The 23,608-nt window shown below is 35.7% G+C and carries 27 protein-coding genes and 2 other annotated features; of the genes, 16 read left to right on the plus strand and 11 right to left on the minus strand.

The features are described 5' to 3' along the window. Nucleotides 1–4: 4 nt before the first annotated feature. The 6 genes from ACSG5Z_RS10695 to ACSG5Z_RS10720 all read left to right on the plus strand — a co-directional run bounded on the left by ACSG5Z_RS10695 (nt 5) and on the right by ACSG5Z_RS10720 (nt 4,017). Nucleotides 5–1,033: a FecCD family ABC transporter permease gene (locus ACSG5Z_RS10695; protein ID WP_199695871.1), complete on the plus strand. Its 1,029-nt coding sequence runs from the start codon at nt 5–7 to the stop codon at nt 1,031–1,033. Next, entirely contained in the window at nt 1,020–1,838 is an 819-nt protein-coding gene (gene fpuC / locus ACSG5Z_RS10700) for a petrobactin ABC transporter ATP-binding protein FpuC (protein ID WP_199695869.1), read from the plus strand. The genes ACSG5Z_RS10695 and fpuC overlap by 14 nt, the downstream gene beginning before the upstream one ends. Then, on the plus strand, nt 1,805–2,200 hold the full coding sequence (locus tag ACSG5Z_RS10705; RefSeq protein WP_435711434.1) for an ankyrin repeat domain-containing protein: 396 nt from the start codon (nt 1,805–1,807) through the stop codon (nt 2,198–2,200). Before fpuC ends, ACSG5Z_RS10705 begins: the two co-directional genes overlap by 34 nt. A 310-nt stretch (nt 2,201–2,510) precedes the next feature. Then, nucleotides 2,511–3,017, plus strand: a complete 507-nt coding sequence (locus tag ACSG5Z_RS10710; RefSeq protein WP_000469127.1) for a GNAT family N-acetyltransferase — start codon at nt 2,511–2,513, stop codon at nt 3,015–3,017. A gap of 56 nt (nt 3,018–3,073) precedes the next feature. After that, a complete protein-coding gene (locus ACSG5Z_RS10715) occupies nt 3,074–3,532 on the plus strand; it encodes a GNAT family N-acetyltransferase (RefSeq protein WP_087985282.1) in 459 nt (152 codons plus the stop codon). Between the two features lie 107 nt (nt 3,533–3,639). After that, complete coding sequence (locus tag ACSG5Z_RS10720; protein ID WP_001101451.1) at nt 3,640–4,017, plus strand: hotdog family protein; 378 nt, start codon at nt 3,640–3,642, stop codon at nt 4,015–4,017. 33 nt (nt 4,018–4,050) lie between these two features. Here the strand turns inward: ACSG5Z_RS10720 and ACSG5Z_RS10725 are convergent, their stop codons facing one another. Then, the gene (locus ACSG5Z_RS10725; RefSeq protein WP_001020697.1) at nt 4,051–4,596 is read right to left on the minus strand and encodes a helix-turn-helix domain-containing protein; all 546 of its coding nucleotides are present in this window, start codon (nt 4,594–4,596) and stop codon (nt 4,051–4,053) included. A 156-nt stretch (nt 4,597–4,752) separates the two neighbouring features. Here ACSG5Z_RS10725 and ACSG5Z_RS10730 point away from each other — a divergent pair, with 156 nt between their 5' ends. Together ACSG5Z_RS10730 and ACSG5Z_RS10735 are read left to right on the plus strand one after the other, a co-directional pair. After that, the gene (locus tag ACSG5Z_RS10730; RefSeq protein ID WP_001071550.1) at nt 4,753–5,157 is read left to right on the plus strand and encodes a DoxX family protein; all 405 of its coding nucleotides are present in this window, start codon (nt 4,753–4,755) and stop codon (nt 5,155–5,157) included. Nucleotides 5,158–5,178: 21 nt separating this feature from the next. Beyond that, complete coding sequence (locus ACSG5Z_RS10735; protein ID WP_088064448.1) at nt 5,179–6,036, plus strand: VOC family protein; 858 nt, start codon at nt 5,179–5,181, stop codon at nt 6,034–6,036. Between the two features lie 17 nt (nt 6,037–6,053). Here ACSG5Z_RS10735 and ACSG5Z_RS10740 read toward each other — a convergent pair whose 3' ends face one another. From ACSG5Z_RS10740 to ACSG5Z_RS10750, 3 genes are all read right to left on the minus strand, one after another. Further along, nucleotides 6,054–6,368 (minus strand): 4a-hydroxytetrahydrobiopterin dehydratase, encoded by a 315-nt coding sequence (locus ACSG5Z_RS10740; protein ID WP_087985280.1) that lies wholly within the window; start codon nt 6,366–6,368, stop codon nt 6,054–6,056. Beyond that, complete coding sequence (locus ACSG5Z_RS10745; protein ID WP_088064447.1) at nt 6,349–8,103, minus strand: aromatic amino acid hydroxylase; 1,755 nt, start codon at nt 8,101–8,103, stop codon at nt 6,349–6,351. Before ACSG5Z_RS10745 ends, ACSG5Z_RS10740 begins: the two co-directional genes overlap by 20 nt. 162 nt (nt 8,104–8,265) lie before the next feature. Then, nucleotides 8,266–8,493 (minus strand) — a binding site (T-box leader). Nucleotides 8,494–8,544: 51 nt separating this feature from the next. After that, nucleotides 8,545–8,774 (minus strand) — a binding site (T-box leader). A gap of 188 nt (nt 8,775–8,962) precedes the next feature. Further along, on the minus strand, nt 8,963–11,710 hold the full coding sequence (locus ACSG5Z_RS10750) for a S8 family serine peptidase (protein WP_435711435.1): 2,748 nt from the start codon (nt 11,708–11,710) through the stop codon (nt 8,963–8,965). A gap of 300 nt (nt 11,711–12,010) precedes the next feature. Between ACSG5Z_RS10750 and ACSG5Z_RS10755 the strand changes: the two genes are divergently transcribed. Further along, nucleotides 12,011–13,249 (plus strand): TolB family protein, encoded by a 1,239-nt coding sequence (locus ACSG5Z_RS10755; RefSeq protein WP_435711436.1) that lies wholly within the window; start codon nt 12,011–12,013, stop codon nt 13,247–13,249. Between the two features lie 42 nt (nt 13,250–13,291). Here the strand turns inward: ACSG5Z_RS10755 and ACSG5Z_RS10760 are convergent, their stop codons facing one another. Together ACSG5Z_RS10760 and ACSG5Z_RS10765 are read right to left on the minus strand one after the other, a co-directional pair. Next, on the minus strand, nt 13,292–13,414 hold the full coding sequence (locus ACSG5Z_RS10760) for a DUF4023 domain-containing protein (protein ID WP_000071861.1): 123 nt from the start codon (nt 13,412–13,414) through the stop codon (nt 13,292–13,294). Nucleotides 13,415–13,483: 69 nt separating this feature from the next. After that, a complete protein-coding gene (locus ACSG5Z_RS10765) occupies nt 13,484–13,822 on the minus strand; it encodes a phosphoglycerate mutase (RefSeq protein ID WP_435711437.1) in 339 nt (112 codons plus the stop codon). Between the two features lie 171 nt (nt 13,823–13,993). Here ACSG5Z_RS10765 and ACSG5Z_RS10770 point away from each other — a divergent pair, with 171 nt between their 5' ends. The 3 genes from ACSG5Z_RS10770 (at nt 13,994) to ACSG5Z_RS10780 (ending at nt 15,911) form a co-directional block, all read left to right on the plus strand. Further along, a complete protein-coding gene (locus ACSG5Z_RS10770; protein ID WP_435711438.1) occupies nt 13,994–14,596 on the plus strand; it encodes a histidine phosphatase family protein in 603 nt (200 codons plus the stop codon). Between the two features lie 18 nt (nt 14,597–14,614). Next, nucleotides 14,615–15,151, plus strand: a complete 537-nt coding sequence (locus ACSG5Z_RS10775) for a delta-aminolevulinic acid dehydratase (RefSeq protein WP_088064443.1) — start codon at nt 14,615–14,617, stop codon at nt 15,149–15,151. A 259-nt stretch (nt 15,152–15,410) separates the two neighbouring features. Continuing rightward, complete coding sequence (locus tag ACSG5Z_RS10780; protein WP_000236605.1) at nt 15,411–15,911, plus strand: DoxX family protein; 501 nt, start codon at nt 15,411–15,413, stop codon at nt 15,909–15,911. Between the two features lie 41 nt (nt 15,912–15,952). On the opposite strand, the gene ACSG5Z_RS10785 is transcribed toward ACSG5Z_RS10780, so the two are convergent. Together ACSG5Z_RS10785 and ACSG5Z_RS10790 are read right to left on the minus strand one after the other, a co-directional pair. Beyond that, nucleotides 15,953–16,831, minus strand: coding sequence for an alpha/beta fold hydrolase (locus ACSG5Z_RS10785; protein WP_088064441.1), 879 nt, complete (start codon nt 16,829–16,831; stop codon nt 15,953–15,955). Between the two features lie 15 nt (nt 16,832–16,846). Further along, the gene (locus tag ACSG5Z_RS10790) at nt 16,847–17,680 is read right to left on the minus strand and encodes a GNAT family N-acetyltransferase (protein WP_435711439.1); all 834 of its coding nucleotides are present in this window, start codon (nt 17,678–17,680) and stop codon (nt 16,847–16,849) included. A gap of 261 nt (nt 17,681–17,941) precedes the next feature. Here ACSG5Z_RS10790 and ACSG5Z_RS10795 point away from each other — a divergent pair, with 261 nt between their 5' ends. Together ACSG5Z_RS10795 and ACSG5Z_RS10800 are read left to right on the plus strand one after the other, a co-directional pair. After that, complete coding sequence (locus tag ACSG5Z_RS10795) at nt 17,942–19,327, plus strand: alkaline phosphatase (RefSeq protein WP_435711440.1); 1,386 nt, start codon at nt 17,942–17,944, stop codon at nt 19,325–19,327. 55 nt (nt 19,328–19,382) lie between these two features. Continuing rightward, a complete protein-coding gene (locus ACSG5Z_RS10800) occupies nt 19,383–19,850 on the plus strand; it encodes a hypothetical protein (RefSeq protein ID WP_435711441.1) in 468 nt (155 codons plus the stop codon). Nucleotides 19,851–19,925: 75 nt separating this feature from the next. On the opposite strand, the gene ACSG5Z_RS10805 is transcribed toward ACSG5Z_RS10800, so the two are convergent. Continuing rightward, nucleotides 19,926–20,576: a GTP pyrophosphokinase gene (locus tag ACSG5Z_RS10805; protein ID WP_000456212.1), complete on the minus strand. Its 651-nt coding sequence runs from the start codon at nt 20,574–20,576 to the stop codon at nt 19,926–19,928. Nucleotides 20,577–20,914: 338 nt separating this feature from the next. On the opposite strand from ACSG5Z_RS10805, the gene rpmG reads away from it, so the two are divergent. Beyond that, a complete protein-coding gene (rpmG, locus tag ACSG5Z_RS10810; protein ID WP_327958391.1) occupies nt 20,915–21,064 on the plus strand; it encodes a 50S ribosomal protein L33 in 150 nt (49 codons plus the stop codon). Nucleotides 21,065–21,154: 90 nt separating this feature from the next. Beyond that, nucleotides 21,155–22,654 carry a YcdB/YcdC domain-containing protein gene (locus ACSG5Z_RS10815; RefSeq protein WP_435711442.1) on the plus strand — a complete coding sequence of 500 codons (1,500 nt, stop codon included), beginning with the start codon at nt 21,155–21,157 and terminating at the stop codon, nt 22,652–22,654. 58 nt (nt 22,655–22,712) lie between these two features. Here the strand turns inward: ACSG5Z_RS10815 and ACSG5Z_RS10820 are convergent, their stop codons facing one another. Together ACSG5Z_RS10820 and ACSG5Z_RS10825 are read right to left on the minus strand one after the other, a co-directional pair. Next, nucleotides 22,713–23,126 carry a hypothetical protein gene (locus ACSG5Z_RS10820; protein WP_242016030.1) on the minus strand — a complete coding sequence of 138 codons (414 nt, stop codon included), beginning with the start codon at nt 23,124–23,126 and terminating at the stop codon, nt 22,713–22,715. Next, complete coding sequence (locus tag ACSG5Z_RS10825; protein WP_242016029.1) at nt 23,098–23,580, minus strand: hypothetical protein; 483 nt, start codon at nt 23,578–23,580, stop codon at nt 23,098–23,100. The genes ACSG5Z_RS10820 and ACSG5Z_RS10825 overlap by 29 nt, the downstream gene beginning before the upstream one ends. Nucleotides 23,581–23,608 lie beyond the last annotated feature (28 nt).

A 23,608-nucleotide genomic window follows, 5' to 3' on the forward strand; every position in this document is an offset into this window, starting at 1 on the left:
ACGTATGGAAAGTAGTGAAGTAGTAAGGGAAAAGGAACATCCTTTTGCGAAAAAAAGATGGATAATAGCAGTTACTTTAGTTGTATTAACGATTCTAGGTCTTTTTTACGGTCTTTTCGCAGGAAGCCTATCCTTTTCTTTACGAGAAATTCTAACAGGGATACAAGATGAAGGTTCGACGGTTCATCGAATTGTATGGGACCTTCGTATACCGAGAGTGCTCGTTGGATTTATAGTAGGAACATGTTTAGCAGCATCTGGTGCACTGCTGCAAGGGGTTATGAGAAATCCTCTTGCAGACCCTGGTATTATCGGGGTTTCATCTGGAGCAGGCCTTGTAGCAATTGTAATTATGATTTTATTCCCTCAGCATATGGCATTTTTACCGCTCGGGGCGTTTATAGGAGCTTTCATAACGGCGATGGTCATTTATGCTTTATCATGGCAAAAAGGGGCGCCGCCTTCAAGGATTGTCTTAGTAGGTGTATCAATCAATGCATTAATTGGTGCAGCGACGTCAGCGTTAATGTTATTACATAGTGACAAAGTACAATCGGTGTTACCCTGGTTAGCAGGTGGCATTGGTGGTGTAAGTTGGGCACATTTAAACATGATTATTTATTATGCAATATTCGCTATTATATTAGCCTTCTTTGGTATAAAACATATTCGAGTATTAATGCTTGGAGATGAAATGGCGAAATTATTAGGTCATAACGTGGAGAAAAGCCGGTTTTATTTAATAGTAGTAAGTACACTATTAGCTGGAATTGCAGTTAGTGTTTCTGGTCTTATTGGATTTGTCGGTCTTGTTGTACCACATATGTTACGTTTATTAGTTGGAAATGACTATAAATATTTACTGCCATTATCATGCCTTGGCGGAGGTATATTACTTGTTTTCGCGGATGCGATAGCTCGAAGTTGGTTCGATCCAATTGAATTGCCTGTTGGTATTTTATTATCCTTCTTAGGCGGTCCGTTCTTCTTATATTTAATTTATAGAGGAGGGAAACAGAGTGATTTCCGTTAACAAAGTGTTTTATGCACATTCTGAAAGGTTTCAAATGCAAAATATGAATGTACATATTAAAGCTGGAGAGGTCGTTAGTTTAATTGGGCCAAATGGATCGGGGAAATCTACTTTGCTTCGTTTAATGGCAAGACTACTTAAACAAAGCGAAGGGGATATCATTTTAGATGGAAAAAGTATTCATACGATGAAAAGTGCCGATGTAGCGAAGCAATTAGCGATGTTACCACAAATGCATGATCATCAATTAGATTTAACAGTGAAAGAATTAATCGAATTTGGAAGAGGACCTCATAAATCATGGAGAGGTCGCTTAAATAAAGACGATGAAAAAATTGTTGATTGGGCATTGTCTGTTACAAATCTTGAAGGGTACGAATATCGCCTTTTGCAATCTTTATCAGGAGGAGAAAGACAACGTGCCTGGATTGCAATGACGCTAGCACAACGTACAAATGTCTTATTATTAGATGAGCCAACAACCTTTTTAGATATTGTTCATCAGTTGGAAGTAATGGAACTTGTGAAACGGTTAAACGAGGAGTTTGGCATGACAATTGTAATGGTTTTACATGATATTAACCAAGCGGCTCAATATAGTGATCGTTTACTCGTATTAAAGCGAGGGCAGCTTCAGTATGACGGTATACCAGAAGAAGTGTTATGTCATGAAATGTTTCAACGTGTGTTCGGCATAGAGGTAGATATTTTTCAAGGAGGTGACAAGCCATTTTTCACACCAAAACGAATTTCTAAAAAAGGAGGAGCAAGATGCGAACAGAAGAATGTATTACCACTGAGTTAGTAAGAGAATTTGTTATGGCAGCTCACGGAGATTTAGAAAAAGTACAAGAACTGTTGGCTGAATCGCCAAGCTTACTTCATGCCTCTTACAATTGGGGCGGATCAGATTGGGAAAGTGCGTTAGGAGCGGCGGCACATGTAGGTCGTAAAGATATTGCTCTCTATTTACTAGAAAAGGGTGCTCGAATGGACATTTTCGCGGCCGCGATGTTTGGAGAATTAGAAGTTGTACAAGCTATTTTAGTAGCACAACCAGAGGCATTGCGTGCATCGGGTCCACATGGTATTTCCCTTCTTCAACATGCACGAATGGGTGGAGAACAAGCACAGCGTGTATTTGAGTACTTAACGGTGATCTCTTAATGACCGCAAAGGTTCTTATGTGCGGTAAACTTTTCACTTTCATATAATTGAAAAGTTTACCGCCCGTTAGAACGGGATAAGTATCTAGTATATTTGAAAATCCTACCCCCCCCTCAATTGTAGTTTTCTTTATGCTAGTTATGATATGGATGCAGTAGACAATATTTGTCTACTGCCTTTTTTAGATTCTTAAGGGATTGAATATTCTGTATTTTATTCTTGGTTCATTTATAATAGATAGTAACATTTTAGTATACATACAAAACATGATCGTGTAGTTAAGTACAAATTCGTGGGAAGGAGTGCAGAGATGTTTCATACAGATCGTTTACAAATTCGCAAATATACAATGGATGATTTGCAGTTCTATGCTTCGCTATGGGGAAATGAGAAGGTAATGCGCTATATTGGAAATGGGACGTTAAAAACATATATGCAATGTAAAAAAAGTTTGGAGGAGTGGGTGATTCCTAGCTATAAAAACGGTCTTGGTTTATTTGTATTGATTGAAAAGGAAACGGGAATACGAATTGGTCATGCAGGGTTAGTAAAGCAGCAGATAGATGGAAAAGAAGAAATTGAAATTGGTTATTGGTTATTACCTCAGTATTGGGGAAAAGGGTATGCGAAAGAAGCAGCGGCAGCATTTCGAGACTATGGTTTCCAAGCGTTACGAATGAATAAATTAATTTCTCTTATTAATCCGGATCACCCCGCCTCAATCTTTGTTGCTAGAAAAACAGGGCTTAGTTATGAGAAAACAACTTCATTTCATGGGATGGACGTTCTTGTTTATTCCATTAAACGCGTTGGATGAAAAAAGGTAAATTGCATCTTTTGAAGAATGGTATATAAAAATAAAGGGGGGATTACATGTATATTTATCATAATGGCCTTATTATTCGTGAGGGAACGAATGGTGTGCCAGCATATGCAATTAAAACTTTATTCGAAGATGCTGGTTGGAGTAATGATGATATCCCTTCTTGGCAAATTGAAAAATTCACGATAGCATTTGAAAATTCAACATGGGCATTCACAATTTGGGATGAAGAAGAGATGATTGCGATGGTTAGAGTCATTTCTGATGGAATCATGATCGCGAACATAGTAAATTTAGTTGTGAAATGTGAATATAGAGGGAAGGGATTAGGTAAGAAACTTGTCGCTCTTTGTTTGCAAAAGTTGCCACATGGAGACTGGTTTGCACATACATCTGCGAGTAATTTTGATTTTTATAGAAGTTGTGGTTTTGAGGTGAGAGAATTATCGAGAAATGGAACATGTGCGTACTACGGGTATCAAGTAGCAAAAAAAGATGGGCACCGATAAAAGTAAGATAGTGTAGAAAAAGGATGCTATTTAATAATATAAACTGAACTGAGACTCATTTTATGATAAAATAAAAGAAAATTCTGTTTATTAAACGGGGGATAAAAATGAATGTAAAAGTTGGGGATGTATTTAAATACGAAAGAAGATTTACTGAGGAAGAGGTTTTTGAATTTGCAAATATTACAGGAGATAAAGGTAGGCATCATATGGAATATGATGAAAAAGGACGTTTAATGGTTCATGGTTTATTAACTGCTAGTATTGGAACGAAAGTAGGAGAAGAATTACATTACATAGCAAGAGAATTAGTAAGTGAGTTTATTAGACCGGTTTTTACAGGAGATACGATCACTTGTGAATTAACTTTAACAAATATTGAACAGATGGAAGGATATAAAAAGGTTTCAATCGAGTCAGTTTATCGCAATCAACATGAAAAGACTGTACTAGTTGGGACAAGTTATGGCGTTATAAGGGGATAAAAAAGAAGCCTGATTTACAGGCTTCTTTTTTATTTAATAAACACGTTTTCGATTTTCTGCATGACTAGAGATGAGTAATAATGCAGTTTCTTCCCCTATATTACGAACGATATGAGGAACACATGCATTCCAGGAGAAAGAATCACCTTCTTCTACTATTGCAATATCTTCTCCATGTTGAACTTCTAGTTTTCCGCGTAATACAAGGTGACATTCTTCCCCTTCATGGGCATTTGGTATATTTTCTTTCGGAAACCCAGCAGGAATTTCCACGAGGTTTAGGCGGAGGCCACCTTGCTCTGCAACATGTTCAATTCTTTGTTCATCTTTTCCGTATACACTGTATTTACGCTCTACCTTTTTGACAACTTTCAACCGATCTTTTTGTTCTAATAATAAATAGGGAAGGGGAACGTTTAAAAAATTGGAGATTGTTTCTAAAGTTGAGATAGATGGTGATGTTTTATTATTTTCAACCTGACTCATAAATCCTTTAGAAAGACCTGTTCCCTCACAAATTTGTGCGATTGTTATGCCTCTACGTTGACGAATTTCACGTATTGCAGAACCAATATTCATAAAATCAAGCTCCTTTTTGTAAACAACTATTTGTATCATAGCAAAAAAAATATATTTTTTCCCAGTGAAAATGAATTGACGAATAAAAAAAATTAGTGTATGTTTTGTAATGTAAATAAAAGTTTTGTATAAGAAAACTATAAAGGAGAGAATGAAATGAATCAACATATCGGTAACTTAATTATTCGTATCGTGTTAGGGGTAACATTCTTTATGCACGGTTTAACAAAATTCCAATCGGGGATTGACAATATTGCAGGGTGGTTTACAAGCATTGGTTTACCAGGAGGTCTTGCATACGGTGTAGCAACAGCGGAAGTAGTTGGTGGTATATTGTTAATTCTAGGTTTAGGTGTAAGATATATTGGATTATTATTTGCACTTGTAATGGTTGGAGCAATTGTAAAAGTAAAATGGTCAGCTGGTTTATTAGGGGATGGAAAAAATCCTGGCTTCGAATTAGAACTTGCATTGTTAGCAATGGGTGCGTACTTATTTGTTGCGAAAGCAGACGGTTTTGTAGATAATTTCTTAAAAGAGAAAATGTCAAAGAAGAACTAAATTAAATGGGGGGCTAACAAGATGAGTTTTCAACTTCATCCCGATACAACACTTGATGTTGTTCATTTATATGTATCAAATATAAAGAAATCACTAGAGTTTTATACAGAAGTACTAAGTATGAAAGTACTAAAAGAAGATGAAATGGTCGTTACATTTGGGAATGAAAATAACGAACCACTCCTTATCATTGAAGAAAAGAAAGAAGCTTTACCAAAGCAAAGAGGGAGAACGGGGTTATATCATTACGCAATTTTACTACCACGTAGACAGGATTTAGCGAATATTCTTCGTCATCTTGTAGAAATGGTATATCCACTGCACGGTGGAGCCGACCATTACTTTAGTGAGGCCCTCTATTTAGCTGATCCAGATGGAAACGGGATTGAAATTTATCATGATCGCCAAAAAGAAGTTTGGCGTGATGAGAATGGAGAACTACCATTTGTTAGTAACCCGTTAGCTGGTGAAGAATTATTGCAGCAAGGAATTGCGTGGAATGGTTTTCCAGCTGGTACTGTGATGGGGCATATTCATTTCCATGTAGCTGATTTGGAAGAAGCGAAACGTTTCTATGTGGATGGTCTTGGTTTTGAAGTAACAATCCCAGCTCGTAATGGCGCGTTGTTCGTATCGGCAGGTGGCTATCATCACCATATCGGTTTAAATACGTGGCAAGGTGAAGGAATACCGCCGCAAATGCCAAATTCTGTTGGCTTGAAATATTTCACAATTGTACTAGCAGATGAAAAACAAAAAGAGCAAGTATGTGAAAGCTTAAAAAATATTGGCAAGATTGCTACGTACAAAGATGGAATATTACAAGCCCAAGATCCATTTGGACATTGTATCCATTTCAAAATTAAAGGAGAAGCCTAAAAAAGGCTTCTCTTTTTTTACTTTCTTATAATTGCTTTTTCGTTTTGTAAAAATAGTTCATTAAACTGCTTTGCAAGCTCAAAATCTAGTTTCGTTAAACCTTTTGCATTCCAAGATGACAAAGTAATAATGACTGCTTTATACTGGATAAGGATAAATGGATGGTGATTACGTTCTTCTGATAGTTTGGCGGCTTCAGAGACAAATTCGACTCCTTTTAAGTAGTCGGAAAACATATATTTTCGTTCAATCCATTTTTCATCTTTTATCATCCATTTATCCACCTTTAATAATTCCCCTTGAACTTCTTCTTCAGTTAATCGTAGCATCATTTTTCACATCCTTTACATGCAGTAGTGCAAGACCATTGTTAATAAGGCGTGTTACAGCTTCGTCAGTTGTGAAAGTAGAAAGTTGTTGTAATAATGCTGCTGATGTTTCGTGTCCTTTGTTATGCTCTAAAAGTAATTCTAATATTTCAAGGCGAAGCAGCCATTCTTTCAGATAAAATTTATTTAATACCTCTTGAATTGCTACTAATTGATCGACATGTGCGTCGTGTAAAATACCTCCACCTCGAATATCACGAACTGTTTGATACATACGATCCAGCTCAGTTAATGCAAGAGGTGCTGGAGTTTCCTCTGTTTCTTCATCAATTGGGAAAAATGATGCTGCATCTGCTGCTCCTGGGAATACTGAAATGATTTGTGAGCCAACAGCCATATCAAATGCGCCCCATGAAGCATCAAATAATACGCGGGCGTTATAAGTAACTGTGCAATCGATAAAGGAAATAAGAGCAATTTTCTTATCGTTTTTTATAATATCTGTTACTTTTCCTTTTACATGAATACCACTTGCAAAAGTAAACTCAGCAATATTTCCAATTGTAATTCCTAATGATTGTAGTTGTTCATCTGTACAATTTTCTAATGCAATATTTTCAGTGAGTAATCCAATTGGTGTTCCAAAGCCGTCACTGTGTATAGATGTAGAATGATTCGCTAGTTGTTTATTATGAATTGCTAATGCAGTTGGTGAATTTGTTCGCATGTAAATCACTTTACCTGCATCGTTTTCAATTGTCTCGCTGAATGTACCTGTAATCTGTAATCCACTAGTTAGTTCAGCAGTTGCATAGTTTTCAGAGCGAATCGCTTTTTCTAAACCTTCCTTTCCACCTGTTTTAAAGGCCATCGTTTCAGCAAATGTCTCAAGTGCTTCAGTCAGCTCTTCAAATGATTCACAAACAAATAGTTGTGGTTGCATTTTTGTTACGTCATAAGTTGTACCTGTACATGCCTCGATAGAGAATGGAACCTTTTCTACAGCGTCCGTTAAGCAATGTTTGCTTTCGCCAACAGAAGAAAGGAGACCAGCACCATATATTTTTGGAGCATCTATATTTCCGATTAACCCATATTCTACTGTCCACCAGAAAAGACGTGAAATTTGTTCAGCTTCTGATAAACCAGAAACTAATTTTTGTTTTTCAATTACAGTATTTTCAGCAGCGGCAACTTCGTCAGGAGTAGAAGTAGGGCTTTCTTTTACGATTGTTAATGTACGAACAGCTTCAAAAGCATCATGTTCTTCTTTTGTGGAGAAAGCTTTCGCACCAATTTGTCCAAAGCGTTTCACATACTTCGCATATGTAGGATCCAGTAAAATAGGTGCGTGTCCTGCTGCTTCGTGTACGATATCTGGAGCTGGTGTATACTCGATATTTTCTACTTTGCGAATATCTGTTGCGATTGGTAGTAATCCGTGTCCTTGGAAATCAAAGAATGCTACGCCGGGAATAAGTCCATCAATTGTTACAGCTCCCCATCCGCTTGGTGCTAAACAGTCATTCATTTCTTCTACCTTTGGAATTGCATCTATATTTATACCAGATGATTGTAGTCCGTTCACATAGGCTGGATGAGCAACGTCTTTTAAGAAACTATGATTTTGTCTCATAATGTAACGCCAAACAGCGTGATTCACCGGTGTATATTGATCATAATGCTGCGTGGATACGAATGGTTTTAAATGCGATGGAATTTCTGTTTTCTTTGTCATTTAGACATCCTCCTTGTTTTCTATAAAATTGAATATTGGTTGGGTATAGCTGAAACCACCACCTTTCAAAATTGTAAGCGCTTATAAAATTTTATCATAAGATTCGGAATTATTTAACATTTGTTTCTGTGAGAAATAGAAAAAGCCCCTATCGGATTTTCCGATAGGGGCGAAAGAATCGCGGTACCACCCTATTTGTAAGTGAAAAAATACTTACATCTCAATTAATGATAACGGAAAAACTCCGTCTTTTCCTTCATGCGTACAAGCACTACGAAAAAGAAGCTCCAGAATTGTAATTCATATTTATATATGTGCTAATTTCCACCGACCATTAGCTCTCTGTAACAGGGATATAAGATATTACTGCGATTCTTTCAACGCGTATATATGAAATTGTGCAAAAGGGAAGGACGCAAAAAAGCCCCTATCGGAAAATCCGATAGGGACGATAAAAATCGCGGTACCACCCTAATTGTAAACAGAAAAATTGTTTACCACTCACTTTAAGATAACGGAAAGATCCGTCTTTCTCTTCATGCATTATGTGCACTACGGGAAAGAAGCTCCAGAATTGTAATTCACGCTTGTATATGTACTGATTCGCACCAACCATCAGTTCTCTGAGACAGGGATATAAGTCGCTACTAGTATTCCTTCAAAGCCGATATATAATTCGTTCAACTAAACTATGTTTCGTATTATAAAACTATTTTTTAAAGATTGTCAACAATAATTTTATCTCGCTATTTGTGGGCAGTAAAACTCCTACCTCAAAATTCGGCCGGAGCAAAGAAGTTAGATGGAAGCTTTACTGTCCGTAAACGTCCGATTAGTGAGGGCTGATTAAAGTTTCACTTTATTTCACTTCTAAATCAACATTTAAATTAGATGTATTTCCAGCTGCATCAGTTGCTACAATATGAATAGTATTTTTTCCTTCTTGTAATTGGTTACGATCGAAATAAATGTCGTAACTTTTCTCCCAAGGATTCAGGAACGCACTTTCCCACACACCATTGCCGTTAATTTCATATTGCATTCTCACTGGAATACCAGGTGCAACCCAACCAGATTCTGTCATCCAATCTAGTAGGATATCGTTAACTTTCCCTCTAATAACAAGATTTTCTTGATCAATTTCGTGTGTTAACTTAGGGGCTGTTCGGTCGATAAATACAGCTCCTGTTTGCTTTGTTTCTCCACCCGAGGTAGAAGCGACAGCTTCGATTTGGTATAAGCCATCAGGTAGAGGAGATCCATCAGTTTTTGTACCATTCCATTTGAAAGATTTATAACCTGGTGTTTCGTTTTTACCTTGATATACCGTACCTTGATATGTCACACGGTCTTTCGTGATTAAATTGGCATGAAACGCTATATCTTCAACTGGTGTAACTAAATAGTAATTGATTAGGTTGTCATCTAATATTTTGTCATTATTTGGACTGAAAGTAGAATTAACGATTTCAAGGCCATCAATACGCTTGTATTCTTTCGGATCGATACTAAATGTAAATGGAATACGCATTTCTTCAGTTTTCCCTTGCTCTTTTACATACAGATTCCCTGTATATACGCCTTGCGGTAAGGAGCTATCTACAGTAATAGTAAAAGGTTTTTCAATATTACTATTCGGTTTCATACTAATAGAAGAAGGGAAAGAAGTTTGGATTTTTGTTTTTGTATCTAGTAATTCAATACGAGTTGAAAAGTTTTTCTTTTTGTTAGAAAGATTTTGTAACGTAATATTTTGTGTTAGTTTCACTTTGCCGCTATTCGGTTTAATAAGACCGAAACTTACATTGTTCGGTTTTACTAACGCATCCGTTTGAGCTGCTTTCGGAATGTTAATTAAACCTGATCCTTGTGCCATAACAGGATATGTATTTTCATTGACATCTTTTAATGTTTTTGCAGTGTTGGCAAGAGCAGATTTCAATTGTTCTGTCGTCCAATCAGGATGCATTTGACGTAGTAAGGCAACAGCTCCTGCTACTTGTGGCGCAGCCATACTTGTTCCGTTGTGAGATTCATAGCCACCCCTTGGTACCGTACTAGTAATTTGTACGCCAGGTGCAACAACATCAGGTTTTATGAGCCAACTTCCTTGTGATGGTCCTCTTGAGCTGAAGTTACCAATAAGTTCTGTTTTGTTCGGTTGTCCAATCTTTATATTTTTCTTTCTTTTTGTAATTAAATTTTTCAATTCTTCGCCATTTGTACTTGATAGTTGCATAACTGGAAGAGCTATCTCTTCACGGCCAAAATATTCAGGCATAATATTAATTTCTTTTTCATTAGAAATTAGTAGCACTCCGATAGCTCCAGCTTGTTTCGCTTGTTCTGCCTTTACTAACGTGCTCGAAGTTCCTTGTAAAACAAGGGCGAACTTCCCTTTCACATCTTGTTTAGCGTAATCACTTGAATTACCGTAGCCAACATAGACAAGCTGAGCATCGTTTCCTACTTGGAAATCTGCTTTTGATAACGGTAATCCTTGGTAAGATTTATTAGAACCAGCTACTTGGAATGTTGGGAATGGAATAGAAACAGTCGATGCGCCAACAGAGATGACACTACTTGCGTTACCAGGAGCATCAACAGACCAAGGTTTTGGTCCATCATTTCCATTTGAAACAACTGCAGTAACACCAAGTTTTGCTGCGCGTTCTAACGTCATTGTTACAGGTTGATCAGGGACATTCAAATCTTGACCGAGAGATAAATTTAAAACGTCAGCACCATCTTGAATAGCGCGCTCAATACCTTGAATAATATCATCGGTCGTACCAGTTCCACCATCGTTCATGACACGGTAAGCGAGTATAGAAGCATTCGGAGCAACGCCTTTAATTTTTCCGTTACCAGCAATAATACCAGCTACATGAGTACCGTGTACGTTACCATCCATCGGATCGTTATCCTCATCGACTGTATCGTATCCACCGATATAGTTTGCTTGTAAGTCGGGGTGTGTATAGTCTACGCCAGAATCAATAATAGCGACTTTCATACCTTTTCCATCAAGCGGTTTGCCAGATGGATCTTTTAAATTCCATGCTTCAGGTGCACCGATTGTCGGTCCGCCGATATTTGGCGCTTCTTCTTTAGTTGCGCTTTTTGCTGTTTCATGCAATTTATATGTTAAGTTCGGATAAACAGCTTTTACTTCGGGTAAAGAAGCTAAAGCAGCAACTTGATCTCCTGGGATAGAAATAGAGAATCCAGAAAATAACGTGCTATACGTTTCTTTTATCTTTGCTTTTGGTGCTTTTTCTTTAATTTTCTTTGTTGTATCCTCTTGCGCCTTTTTTAGTTGTGCATGGTATGATTGCACATTTCCATTTTTTAAATCTGGAGCATGCTGAATGTTACTTTGTGAAGCGAGCGGAGCATGTTGCAATTCTACAATGACTGAAATTTCTTTTGATGTTTTTGTTTCAACATTTTGCGCGATTTTGTTTTCTCCCCATTGCTCAATATTAGCTTTTAACTGTGGACTAAATTGCTTCTCCTTTTGCAGCGATTCAGCATGCGCGCTTAAAGCTCCAAAACTAGAAAAGACAAGCGCCATACTTAATAGTGCAGATGTAGTTTTTTTCATTGAAACTCCCCCTGATAAAAAGTTCCAATATTCCGAAAAGTTATCTTACATTTTTGTTCTGAAATATGAAATCGAATGTTGGCTAAACTATACTTTCGACATAATTCATAGCAATCCTCTTTGAATTAAAAATTTCTTGGGAAATTTTTTGGAATTATGTCGAATGGCTCATACACAGTGGGGGGGGGAAGCACATCCTTACTGAGTATAAATCCACAACAATTGTGCAATTAATATGGAGCGAAATTAGCATATAGTAAGCGGAATATGAGGAATGCTATAAGAAAAATGGAGGGACGTATGAAAAAAATTATCGTGAGTAGTAGTGTGGTTTTGTTTATTTTTTTATCTTCAATTTTTAGTACTAGTGCGGAACATAATGGGGTGAAGGTTGCTTTTATTCGTCATCATGACCTTTGGATTAAAATTGATGGGAAAGAAAAACAAATAACAAAAGGTGAGTACATAACAGGGCCAAAATGGTCCCATGATGGAGAATGGCTTGCCTATGCTAAAGGAAAGAAGCAAAACACCTTGGAGTTGTACCAACTGGAAGATGGAAAGAAAGTTAGGCCATTGCAATCTGAAGTATCGAATTATCAATGGTCACCGAAAGAGAATATAATTGCATTTGTATTTATGAATACATTAAATACGTTTGATGTCAAAAATAAGAATACAGATTTTGAAAATGTATCGGCTGGTGTAGGTGATTATGCATGGTATCCTGATGGAAAGAAGTTTCTTGTATCTTCTGAGGCACACTTACTTCCAACAGGATGGACAGGAGCTCAGCTATATGAAGTGCAAAAAGATGCACATATGGATCCTCATAAAATGAAGCATTTGTATGCATTACCAAATGAACATGATGATTTTTTAGCACTAGTTGCAAGTGGGTTTGAGTGGTCGCCAGATCAAAGGTGGATTTCATTTTTAGCGGTACCGACAGCTTCATGGTCAGCTGATAGTAATACGCTTTGCTTAGTTCGAGCAGATGGCGGTCGATTTGAAAAAGTAGATCAAATGTTATTAAACACACAATGGTTCAAATGGGCGCCATCCAAGAATATTTTAGCTTATATTGAAGGAAGTGGAAGAGTTGCGTTTGAGAATAAACATTTAAAAGTAAAAGAGCTGCCGGCACTTCAGCAGAACACCTTTACGCCGAAAGGATATGTCGATTGGGATTTTGCATGGAAGAACGATAAAGTAATGATCGTTTCACGAGCAAAAGAGGCAGGGATAGAAACTCCGCCAGAAAAAAGGCCACTGCCATCCTTATATGAGATCGATAGTACAAGCGATAAACAACAGCAAATCACAAAGCCACCTCATAAGCAAGGTGACTATCATCCCATCTTTATGAAGAAGAACAATCAATTAATATGGATACGCTCAGACCGTAAGAAAGCCAATGTATGGCTTTCCAGTAGTGATGGGAAACAGGAAAAGAAGTGGATTGAAAATATAGATGTACCAGAATGGTATTATGAGAGATGGAATTGGGGAAATGTTATCTCGGTGAAAGAAGAATAAAAAAACGTGCCTAAAAGATAATTTTAGGCACGTTTTTTATTGTTATTTATGTGTTTTATTTGGCTTTTTTTTCGCGGGGTTTCCGTTCCCCTGACGCTTTCTATTTTGTTCATCTTTTGCTTGTTTTTCATGTAGTGTATCTAAAAAGTCATTCGAGTTACTCATTTTTATATCGCTCCTTTCATTTCGTCCTAATTACTATAACCATTTAGGAGGATAATCATGAGATAAAAGTTAAGCGCTTAATTTTCTTCGATAGTATACGTAAAATATGCCATACGTAATAAATAGCATAGATAAAATTTGTAACTCTACATTTTCTTTTAAAATAGTTGCGACAGAAGATGGTAAGTAAGGTGATGTATTACTCGTTCCTAAACCTAACCATTTGTTTAAGAGGTTAATGATACAAAACATGAAAACACCAGACCAGCTTGCAATAATTGCTTTCTGTTTAATTTTTGTTTCACGTTCATCATCTGTAATCCAAGGATTAGCAGTTTTATCACTATTAAAAAATCCATTTATGTATCCCCATATGATCATTCCGATAAAGGCGATAATCCATTTCATATTTGTGATTCACCTCTCTCTTGTAAAAAGTATTTTACATATTATAATTGTAATGTTTTTCAATTAATTGTGTCAAATGTTTTTTACATACCAGTTTTTCATATAGCAGGAATAAAGAATGAGATAGGGAAGAAATATGTAAGAGGATTTCATAGAGAGAGGAGGCTGGATATGAAGCTTGTCTTTGTTCGGCACGGAGAAGGTGAACATACAAAGGATTTGCCGTCAAGTTTACAAGTGCTTCATCCGCCATTAACGGATGAGGGAAAGAATCAGGCTAAATTACTTCAATGCAATGTGCCATTACAAGAAACGGATATATTAATTGTTAGTCCTACACGTAGAACTTTACAAACAGCGGCAATATGGAGTGCGAAAGTAGCTTGTCAAAAAATCGTCCATCCATATGTATCCCCACGTATTTTTCCTTATCGAGAAGGAGCGAAAACATTACCATGTGATGACATAGTAGATCAGGGAATGATAACAGATTTATTTCCACATTTTTCGATAGAGAAAAGTACAAATAAGCAGTTATGGACGGAAGGTATAAATACTATTTCAGAGAATCGTTTTCAGCAAATAGTAGATGAATTTCTTCTTTGGTGCTATGAGCTAGGCGCTGAAAGAATTTGCATTGTATCTCACGACGGGACAATTACAGCGTATAGGCAATATGTACAAAAAGTCGTTTTAACTAGATCTGATTTTTTGCAAGAAACAGGTATATATGAAATGGATGTATCTTTTAAAAGTCTGATTGATGAGATCTAATTATAGGATGGAGGGTGTATGTTGAATGTTGCATTAGTAGTTGGTTTTAATTCGGATTTAGAGGCGCAATCAATCCGAGCATCGCTTGAATATTTTGGGGCAAAAGTTGTAACATACTGGATTGGTAGACCGAGAGAGTTCATTAATATTCTTTCTGGAAAGGGTTTATATAATGATATCAATTATGTTATTTTTTGCTTTCATGGTGAGGAAGGAAAGTTTGTCATGGAAGAGTTAGGTGAAGATATATATGAACAAGATGAACCGAGGGGATACTTTGGTGCAGCAGAAATTTATAAATATGCAAAATTGCATAATACACATATTGTAAATAGCGGGTGTACGTTAGGGGAGCGAAAACTAGCAGAATCTTTCTTACATAGTGGGGCGAAATCGTATATTGGATCGATAGATTATGTAGATGGGAATGCAGCACTTATGTTTACAATACGCTTATTTTATGGGCTTATTAGCCATGAAAAAACGTTAGAAGATGCTTTTCAAGAGGCGAAATTAATCGATGAGGAGACACGTACATTTCAATTCTATAAATAGTGAAAACGCATTTATTCTATATTTGAATAAATACGTTTCACACTTAACTCACATTTTTTTTACATTTTCTTCAATGAAAATGATTATCACCTATGGTATGATATGTTCAAGTTTTTACAGGTAATAGAAGTTACTATATATTAGTATTTAATGTTTTTTATGTATGTCACAAATTATTCATGATTAACATTTTAAAAATAAGTAACTAATGATATTATATTATCTGTAACTAACTTAATTACAACTTTAGGAGGAAGATATGGTTATTCAATTTTTAAGAGAAAACAAAGCAGTTTCTTTTGTGTTGGCAGTAATTCGAGTGTATCTTGGTTATACATGGTTAATGGCTGGAATCGGTAAACTACAAGGAAAAGGGTTCGATGCAACTGGTTATTTACAAGGTGCAATTGAAAAATCTAAAGGAGCACAACCGGCTGTTCAATCTTGGTGGGCATCATTTTTACAAGATTTCGCAATTCCAAACGTTGATCTATTTAATACACTTGTAACGTGGGGAGAAATTTTAGTCGGAATTGGTTTAATTGTAGGCTGTTTAACAAAAACAGCGGTCTTTTTCGGTCTTGTAATGAACTTTTCCTATATGCTTAGTGGGTCAATTGGTGTAAATCCTGAAATGGTTATTCTATCAATGTTCGTTCTAGTCTCAGGTATGAATGCTGGTAAATTTGGAATAGATGGTTTCGTTATTCCGAAAGTATTAGGATCAAAAACTCAAAAGCGCCAAAAGCAAGCTGCTTAATATATGAAAGCGGGTATCTCAAAATGAGATACCCGCTTATGTTATTTTTCAACTTTATTGTTCTTAAAGAATTCTTTTACATAACCTACAAATTCTTGTGGCTCTTGACGAAATGGTGCATGATAACCTTTTTCGATAATATGGAAAGTACTATTTTTTAAGAATTGATGATACGTTTCTCCTTCTTTCCAAGAAACGCTACTATCATTTCTTCCCCATATAATTAAGGTTGGTTGTTTAATTTCATTTGCATTGATTTGAAGACGTCTAGGCCATAATTTCATTTTATTGTAATGCTCTTCATCATTACGCTTGGATTTAACTTTGTTTTCATCATAATCTGCAATAGTAGAAACAGTATTTAAATCAGTCGACAACTGTGGTTTTGGTGAACCTTGTTTATTAACGAATGTATGAGGACCGCCTGTAGCATCAGTTAAAATAAGGTGGGTAACGGCTTCAGGATATAAATAGGTTAAATTAAGAGAAATTTCTCCGCCCATTGAGTGTCCTAGTATTGCAAACGAATCATAACCTAGTTTTTTCATTAATTTATAATACAAATTTGCATGGGTTGGGAAAGAATAGTAAAAATCCATTGGCTTAGATGAGCGCCCGAATCCTAAAGCATCTACAGAAATAATTGTATGATCTTTTGCTAAGTCTGAGTAAATCTTTTGAAAACCATCTGACGATCCTCCAAATCCATGGATCATAAGTAAAGGTGGTTTTTCATTACCAATCTTTTTAAAGTAAATGGTTTGACCATCTATTTCTACCATTTTTTCCTCGGTAGCTAGTTTCGCTGTAAGTGTATTTTTCACTTGTTTTACTTGCTCTACTGGCTTTTCTGCTGCACTACATCCTACTAATAGTGTAAGAGTAAGACAACCTACCATAAAATAGCTAAATCGCTTCAATTAGGTGTCCCCTTTCTAACATAACGCTGTGTCTATCATAGCAAATAGCATATTACGATTTCCAGGAAGTTGGCTACCATTTTTCATCATAAGAGGTGAAAGGAGCGTTTCTTGGAAATTTTCTGTTTGAAGAAATTTACGAAATGAAAATTGTGAATGTGGGACATCAATCCTTACTGTGCCATTCCAACGTTCACAGATTCTCTTGAATAATTGAATAGCATCCTTCTCTTGTTTTGCGATAAGTGGAGTGACGCATAATATATTACCTTTTTGTATACATAAGGAAAAAGCTTCTATACAGTTATTTCTCTCAATTTTAAAAGAGTGTATGGCTCTTGGTAATAGCGATGAGTAAAGTAAGGAACGATTAGCTCCAGTTGTAATTTGATCGAGAAAAATAAGTGATATAAGATCTGGTTCTTTTACTTGTTGTGTATGAGCAATATGTGTCTTAGTAGTTTGTTTTTCAAAACGATGAATCGTCGTTACTGTTTGAAATTCGCATGATGTATAAAGAGGCTCGCCAGCTTTTGTTGCAATAAGTGCAATTGGTTGTTTTGGATGAGTGTGCTCTAAGCAACAATTTAGCAAAATACGTCCGATGCCTTGGCCTTGAAAATTAGGATGGACGATTAACATGCCAATAGTAGAAAAACTATCTTTAAAAGGAAATACTCCTCCAGCTGCAATCAGTTTATTTTCATGCATATAACCGATAAGTGTGCCGAGAGAAAGATACATTTCGAATTGTTTTTTCATAAATTCTTTATCTTGTAACCATCCAATAGCTTTACAAAGGTCGAGTAAATCAAAAATAAAAGATTCATCTAGCTTTATTGTTTTCATAAATACGCCCCACATTTCTATTAATTTTCATAAAAGTAGATTGAAAATGTTAAATAAGAGATTTACGTTACATGAAATCCAACTTGTTTATATTTTAATTGTAAAGGGGAAGGAGGTTGCTATGAAAGGACAAACTTATACAAATTATAACTGATATTTACATAAGTTAACAAAAAATTTACATATAACTAATTTTCTCTTAATAGTCTTCTATTAAATTTGATAGTGGGAAATGAATAACCTAATTAGGGGGACAAGACAGTGAAAAATTTTGTGAAAAAAGCATGGCCATTTGCAGTTGTGGCGTCGTTAGCAGTTACTTCGGTGGCAACATGGAATTTTACACGTTCTAGTGAAGTGAATGCAGATGAGAGCGGAAGCAATGCAAAGATTAAAAATGTTATTGTGTTAATTGGAGATGGTATGGGTCCTTCATACATGACGGCTCATCGTTATATGAAAGATAATCCAAAAACATTCGAGATGGAATCTACAGAGTTTGATAAGCATCTTGTAGGAACACAAAAAACATATCCGGAAGATGAACATGAAAATATCACAGACTCTGCATCAGCAGCAACAGCTATGTCAGCGGGAATTAAAACATATAACGCGGCAATTGCAGTTGATAATGATAAAGCAGAAGTGAAAACTGTTCTTGAACAAGCGAAAGAAAAAGGGAAATCAACGGGACTCGTTGCTACTTCTGAAATTACACATGCAACACCAGCTGCTTTCGGTGCGCATGATATTAGTCGTAAAAATATGGATGCAATTGCAAATGATTATTTTGATGAAAAAATTAAAGGGAAGCATAAAGTAGATGTTATGCTTGGCGGCGGCGTAAAAAACTTTGTTAGAAAAGATCGTAATCTTACAGAAGAGTTTAAGAAATCTGGTTATAGCTACGTAACAGATCGAGATCAATTATTAAATGATAAAAACGATCAAATTTTAGGTTTATTTGCACCAGGCGGTTTAGATAAAATGATTGACCGTAATGAGAAGACACCTTCATTAGAAGAAATGACAAATGCAGCAATTGAGCGTTTGAACAAAAATAAAAATGGTTTCTTCTTAATGGTTGAAGGAAGTCAAATCGACTGGGCTGGACACGATAATGATATCGTAGGTGCAATGAGTGAAATGGAAGACTTTGAAAAAGCATTTAAAGCAGCGATTGAGTTTGCGAAAAAAGATAAAAATACGTTAGTCGTTGCAACGGCAGACCACGCTACTGGCGGATTATCTTTAGGTGCGAATGGTGAGTATAACTTTAAAGTAGATCCAATTAAAGCTGCAAAACGCACACCAGACTTCATGGCAAATGAGATTGCAAAAGGTGCAAATGTAGAAGAGACATTAAAAAAATATATTGATTTACAATTAACACCAGAAGAAATTAAAGCGGTAAATGATATTGCTCCTTCAAAAGATGTAACAAAGATTGATAATGCGATTGAGGATATTTTCAATAAGCGTTCGGTTACAGGATGGACAACAGGTGGACATACGGGGGAAGATGTAAACGTATATGCATTTGGCCCTGGTAAATACTTGTTCTCTGGCGTTCAGGAGAATACAAATATCGCTAAACGTGTCTTTGATATTGTTGGCGGTGGCGATCCGAATAAAGGAAGACGCTAATTATCAAGAAAAGTGAGGCGAAATGCCTCACTTTTCTTTTTAGGAGATGGGAAAGATGAGGACTTTTTTCAGAGGGATAGGATCCCTTCTAATAGGTGTATTATTGCTAGTTGGATGTCAATCCAAGGAGAATTATATAGAACAAAAATCTACTACTAAAAAAATTGAGGAGAAGGTACAAATAACGAAAGAAGAAGAAAAATCGATTCAAGATGTTATGGAGAAATTTGTACGGACGACAAATGAAAAAAATCTTGCTGAACATATGGAGTTATTCTCAAAGAAGCTGCCTAGTGCTGAAGACTTAAAAACACAAAAAGAAGCCGCTTTTCAAAAGGGAAATAAGAAAATTGAATTGGAACATATAGACATGAAAGCTAGTAAAGCAGGGTATGTTGTAGTTGAAACAAAGGAAAAGGAAATAGATGGGGAGGTCACTCTTCAGAAAAATGTACAGTATGCGCTTGGAAAAGAAGAAGATGGCTGGAAAATTGAAGAGGTTCGCACGATAGGGAAGAAATAAAGTGAAACTTTAATCAGGGAGTCTTACTGCCCGTAAATAGCGAAATAAAAAAGGTTCTCATTGGAGAGAACCTTTTTAAAGTGGTAATAGAATTTGATTTGAACATGCTTCGATATCATCAATATCTTGGCGAATTGTTGCCATTTTATTATCAAGATCTTCAGCTTTCATTGCTGCATCATGTAGTTCATCTTTTAAATACTCAGGTATTTTCCCCTCATATTTATAATAAAGTTTATGTTCTAAACTTGCCCAAAAGTCCATAGCAAGTGTACGTAACTGGATTTCTGCAAATACATCTTTTGTACCAGAATTCAGTGATAAAGGATACTTAATGATCATGTGTAAACTTTTATATCCATTTCCCTTTGGATTAGCGATATAATCTTTTACTTCTATGATTTCCATATCCTCACGCTTTTGAATGACTTCTTTTAAATGATAAATATCTTCTACGAAGCAACATGTAATACGAATGCCGATGATATCTTGTAAATGTGTTTGCGCATTCTCAACTGTCGGTAATAAATTTTTACGTTCAAGTTTTTTAATAATACTTTCAGGTTGTTTTAATCTTGTTTTTATATGTTCAAACGGGTTGTAATCCTCTAAAAATTGAGCTTCCCGGTTCATAATTTCAAATTTAGTTTTTAACTCTTCTAAAGCAAATGTATATGGTAGTACAAAAGCTTTCCAGTAGTTAACTGTTGATTGATTATATTCCATTTATATACACACCTTTTCCTATTTACAAGTGAGGTTGTTATTATACTAAATACCAAAGCATATAAGCGCAAGCAGCAAATGAGGAGATCATAAAACGATATTTAGTTTTCATACTTTCAACTCCTTTCGAGTAAGATTCTATATGAATAAACGTGATTGTTAATAAATTCACTATGTACAATTCTTATAGTAATAGATTCGTGTGAATTTCGTATGAACTAATTGTTTCAGATTTTTGTCTTTTTTTTGTAATTGACAAATAGAATAAACTTATATAACATATAAATCGTAATCATTACGTTTTAGTTTGCGGTCTTTGAAAGAAAGGAGAATTACATATGCGTGTAAATATTACATTGGCTTGTACAGAGTGCGGTGATCGTAATTATATTTCTAAAAAAAGTAAACGAAACAATCCAGAGCGCATCGAACTAAAAAAATATTGTCCACGATTAAAGCGAGTAACGCTACATCGTGAGACGAAGTAGAAGACTAGAGATATCTCTAGTCTTTTTTGTTTATAGTCATTTAGTTTTATTTGTTATAATTACCTTAAATTGTAATGAAGGAGAGGTATGATGAATCAAAAAGATAAAGAAAGAAAAGAGCAAGTGGCTCATATGATTGATATTCCAGATGATTATAGGCTTGTCGTAGATGATCAAGAAGGTGTGGATGACCCATATCATCTATTATGGTGGGAACATAAAGAGGATGAGGAGAGAACGATACAAATTACGCTGAATAGACATACTGGTAATTTAATCGAATTTAGTATAGATGATAAAAAATATTTTTCGAGTTCGAGTGGTAAGGAAGCGATAGGAGAGAATAAAGCAAGAGAGATTGCAAATGCATTCTTAAAAAAATATACAAAAGAAGGATATGAATTTTATATATATGTAACGGTTAAGGACGACAGGCGTGGTCGGAAAGAAGTAAATTATATGCAAGAAGTAAATGGCTCTCCATTGCCGAATACAGGGTGTGTTGTGCGAGTTCATCCTTCAGGTAATGTTGTGCATTTTCGTTATAATGGACAAAAAGCTATACAAGAAAAACCGCTATGGCCAAATGAAATTGTTGAGAAGAACATCGTTTTAGAGAATTTAAAAGCTAGACAAGATATGAGACTTGTATTTGTAGATTTGACATTCTCTTCATGTAAATATGAAAGTGGAGAAGAAGGAACCGGGTACCATCTTGTATATGAACCAGAACCTAGTCATGCGTTTATTAATGCAAGTACAGGTAAAGATTTATTTGGGCCCGATCATTATAAATTGCCTTCAACTGTAGCTGTTGAAAAACCGAAAAAAGGTAGCCGGCCAGACGATATATTCGATTTGTTTGAATGGAATAAAGAAAATTTTACAAAAGTAGCTGAGACGGAAAATGATGATGAAATAAGAATGAAATTTGTTCCGAAAGAGGAATTGCAAAAACAGAAAGAAGAAAAGAATCCATATTTAATGAATGAATTCTTTAAAAAGCATTTACCGATGTTAAAATATAATAATTTAATTGGCATTACGGTTGATAAATCTACCAATGAATTAACTGGTTTTATAAAACTGACAGACGATAAAGAAGTAAAGCAAATATTTCCTAGAGAGGAATGTTTACAAAAAGCACTTCAATTTTTGGAACAAGTTATTCCAGATGTCACACAATATCTACGTCTTTGGGAAGAACGTGAAGAAGCAGAAGATGGGATTGAAAGATTTACCTTTTCCGTATATGTGAATGGCATTCCGGCAGAGTATAAGCAATTTATGGTTAATATCAATGCGGGAAATGGGGCTGTGGTGCATTATTCCGGAGAGTCTAGCAACCTTATAAAAGAATTGCTTACATACGAAACAACACCAAAAGTAAAAAAGGAAAAAGCGTTAGCAATATACAGAGGGGCCATGCGAGTTAATTTAGAATGGTTTTTAGAAAATGACGTAGAGGAAACGAACTACGAACTACTGTATAAACAAACGACGGATGAAAATTATAAAGAATCCTTCGATTGTAGTCGAGAAATTCGTTATATTGATGCGCATACGGGGGAAAAGATTTGGAGTGAATAGTTTTATGAAAAGCCAATCGAGAATCTCGATTGGCTTTTAGTTATATGAATAAGAGATATTAGTGGATTTTAAGTACGCCTTTTTGAGCTTCATACCAATCATATATATTTCCATCCGAACCTACTGCAAAGTTGTAAACGCGTTGGCGCTCGCCCTCTCCATGTGCATAGAAAACATCGTATAGTTTAATTCCGTTGATTATTCCGATAGGTTCAGTTGTGGCGCCATAGTGTAGTTGAGCTGTTTGAGGTCCCATCGTTTTTTCTAAGATTTTTATGGCATCCTCACTTGTGAATGTAGTAATATCGGCGGGTTTGTTTATTGGTTCATTCGATTGTTTCCCAGTTTGTTTATTAACTTGTTGATTTTCTTGTGTATTTTTAAATTCTGATTCAGTTAATGTGCTACCGTCACTCCCATTAACAATAATTTCTCCTGTTTGTTTATGAACAGAAAAAGGTGAAATCAGCACGATAATTATCAAATTGAGGCGTGAAAGTATAGTAATCAGTACCCAGTTTATTATTAATTTTATTTTTTGCCGAGCTTTCACTAGGTAGAAGATTGTATGTAACTTCATTTTTATCTAATGTTCCGAATTTTCGGATGAGGATTTCTTTAGCCTTGCTTGCTGTTATGTTTATATTTGCAGCGTTGTCTTGTTTTTCTTTAATTTTTGTCTGTTCTTCAGGTTTTACTGGATCTTCAGGCATTGCTTGGTTTTTAGTTTTTGTTTGATTTTTAGCTTTTTCCTGTTCTTCGGGTTTGTTCTTGTTTTCGGTGTTTGTATTATCTTTTGTTGTCACAGTTTCCTTTTTGTTGTTATCAGTTTGTGTATTTGTATTTTGTTGTTCGCAGGCTGAAAGTAGGAAGAGTGATAAAATGAGTACGATAGAGTTTCTGATTTTTACAGTTGAGTATGGCATGAAAACACCTCTTTCTAATTTTTTGCAC

The sequence above is a fragment of the Bacillus pretiosus genome, assembly GCF_051294775.1.
Taxonomy (GTDB): domain Bacteria; phylum Bacillota; class Bacilli; order Bacillales; family Bacillaceae_G; genus Bacillus_A; species Bacillus_A wiedmannii.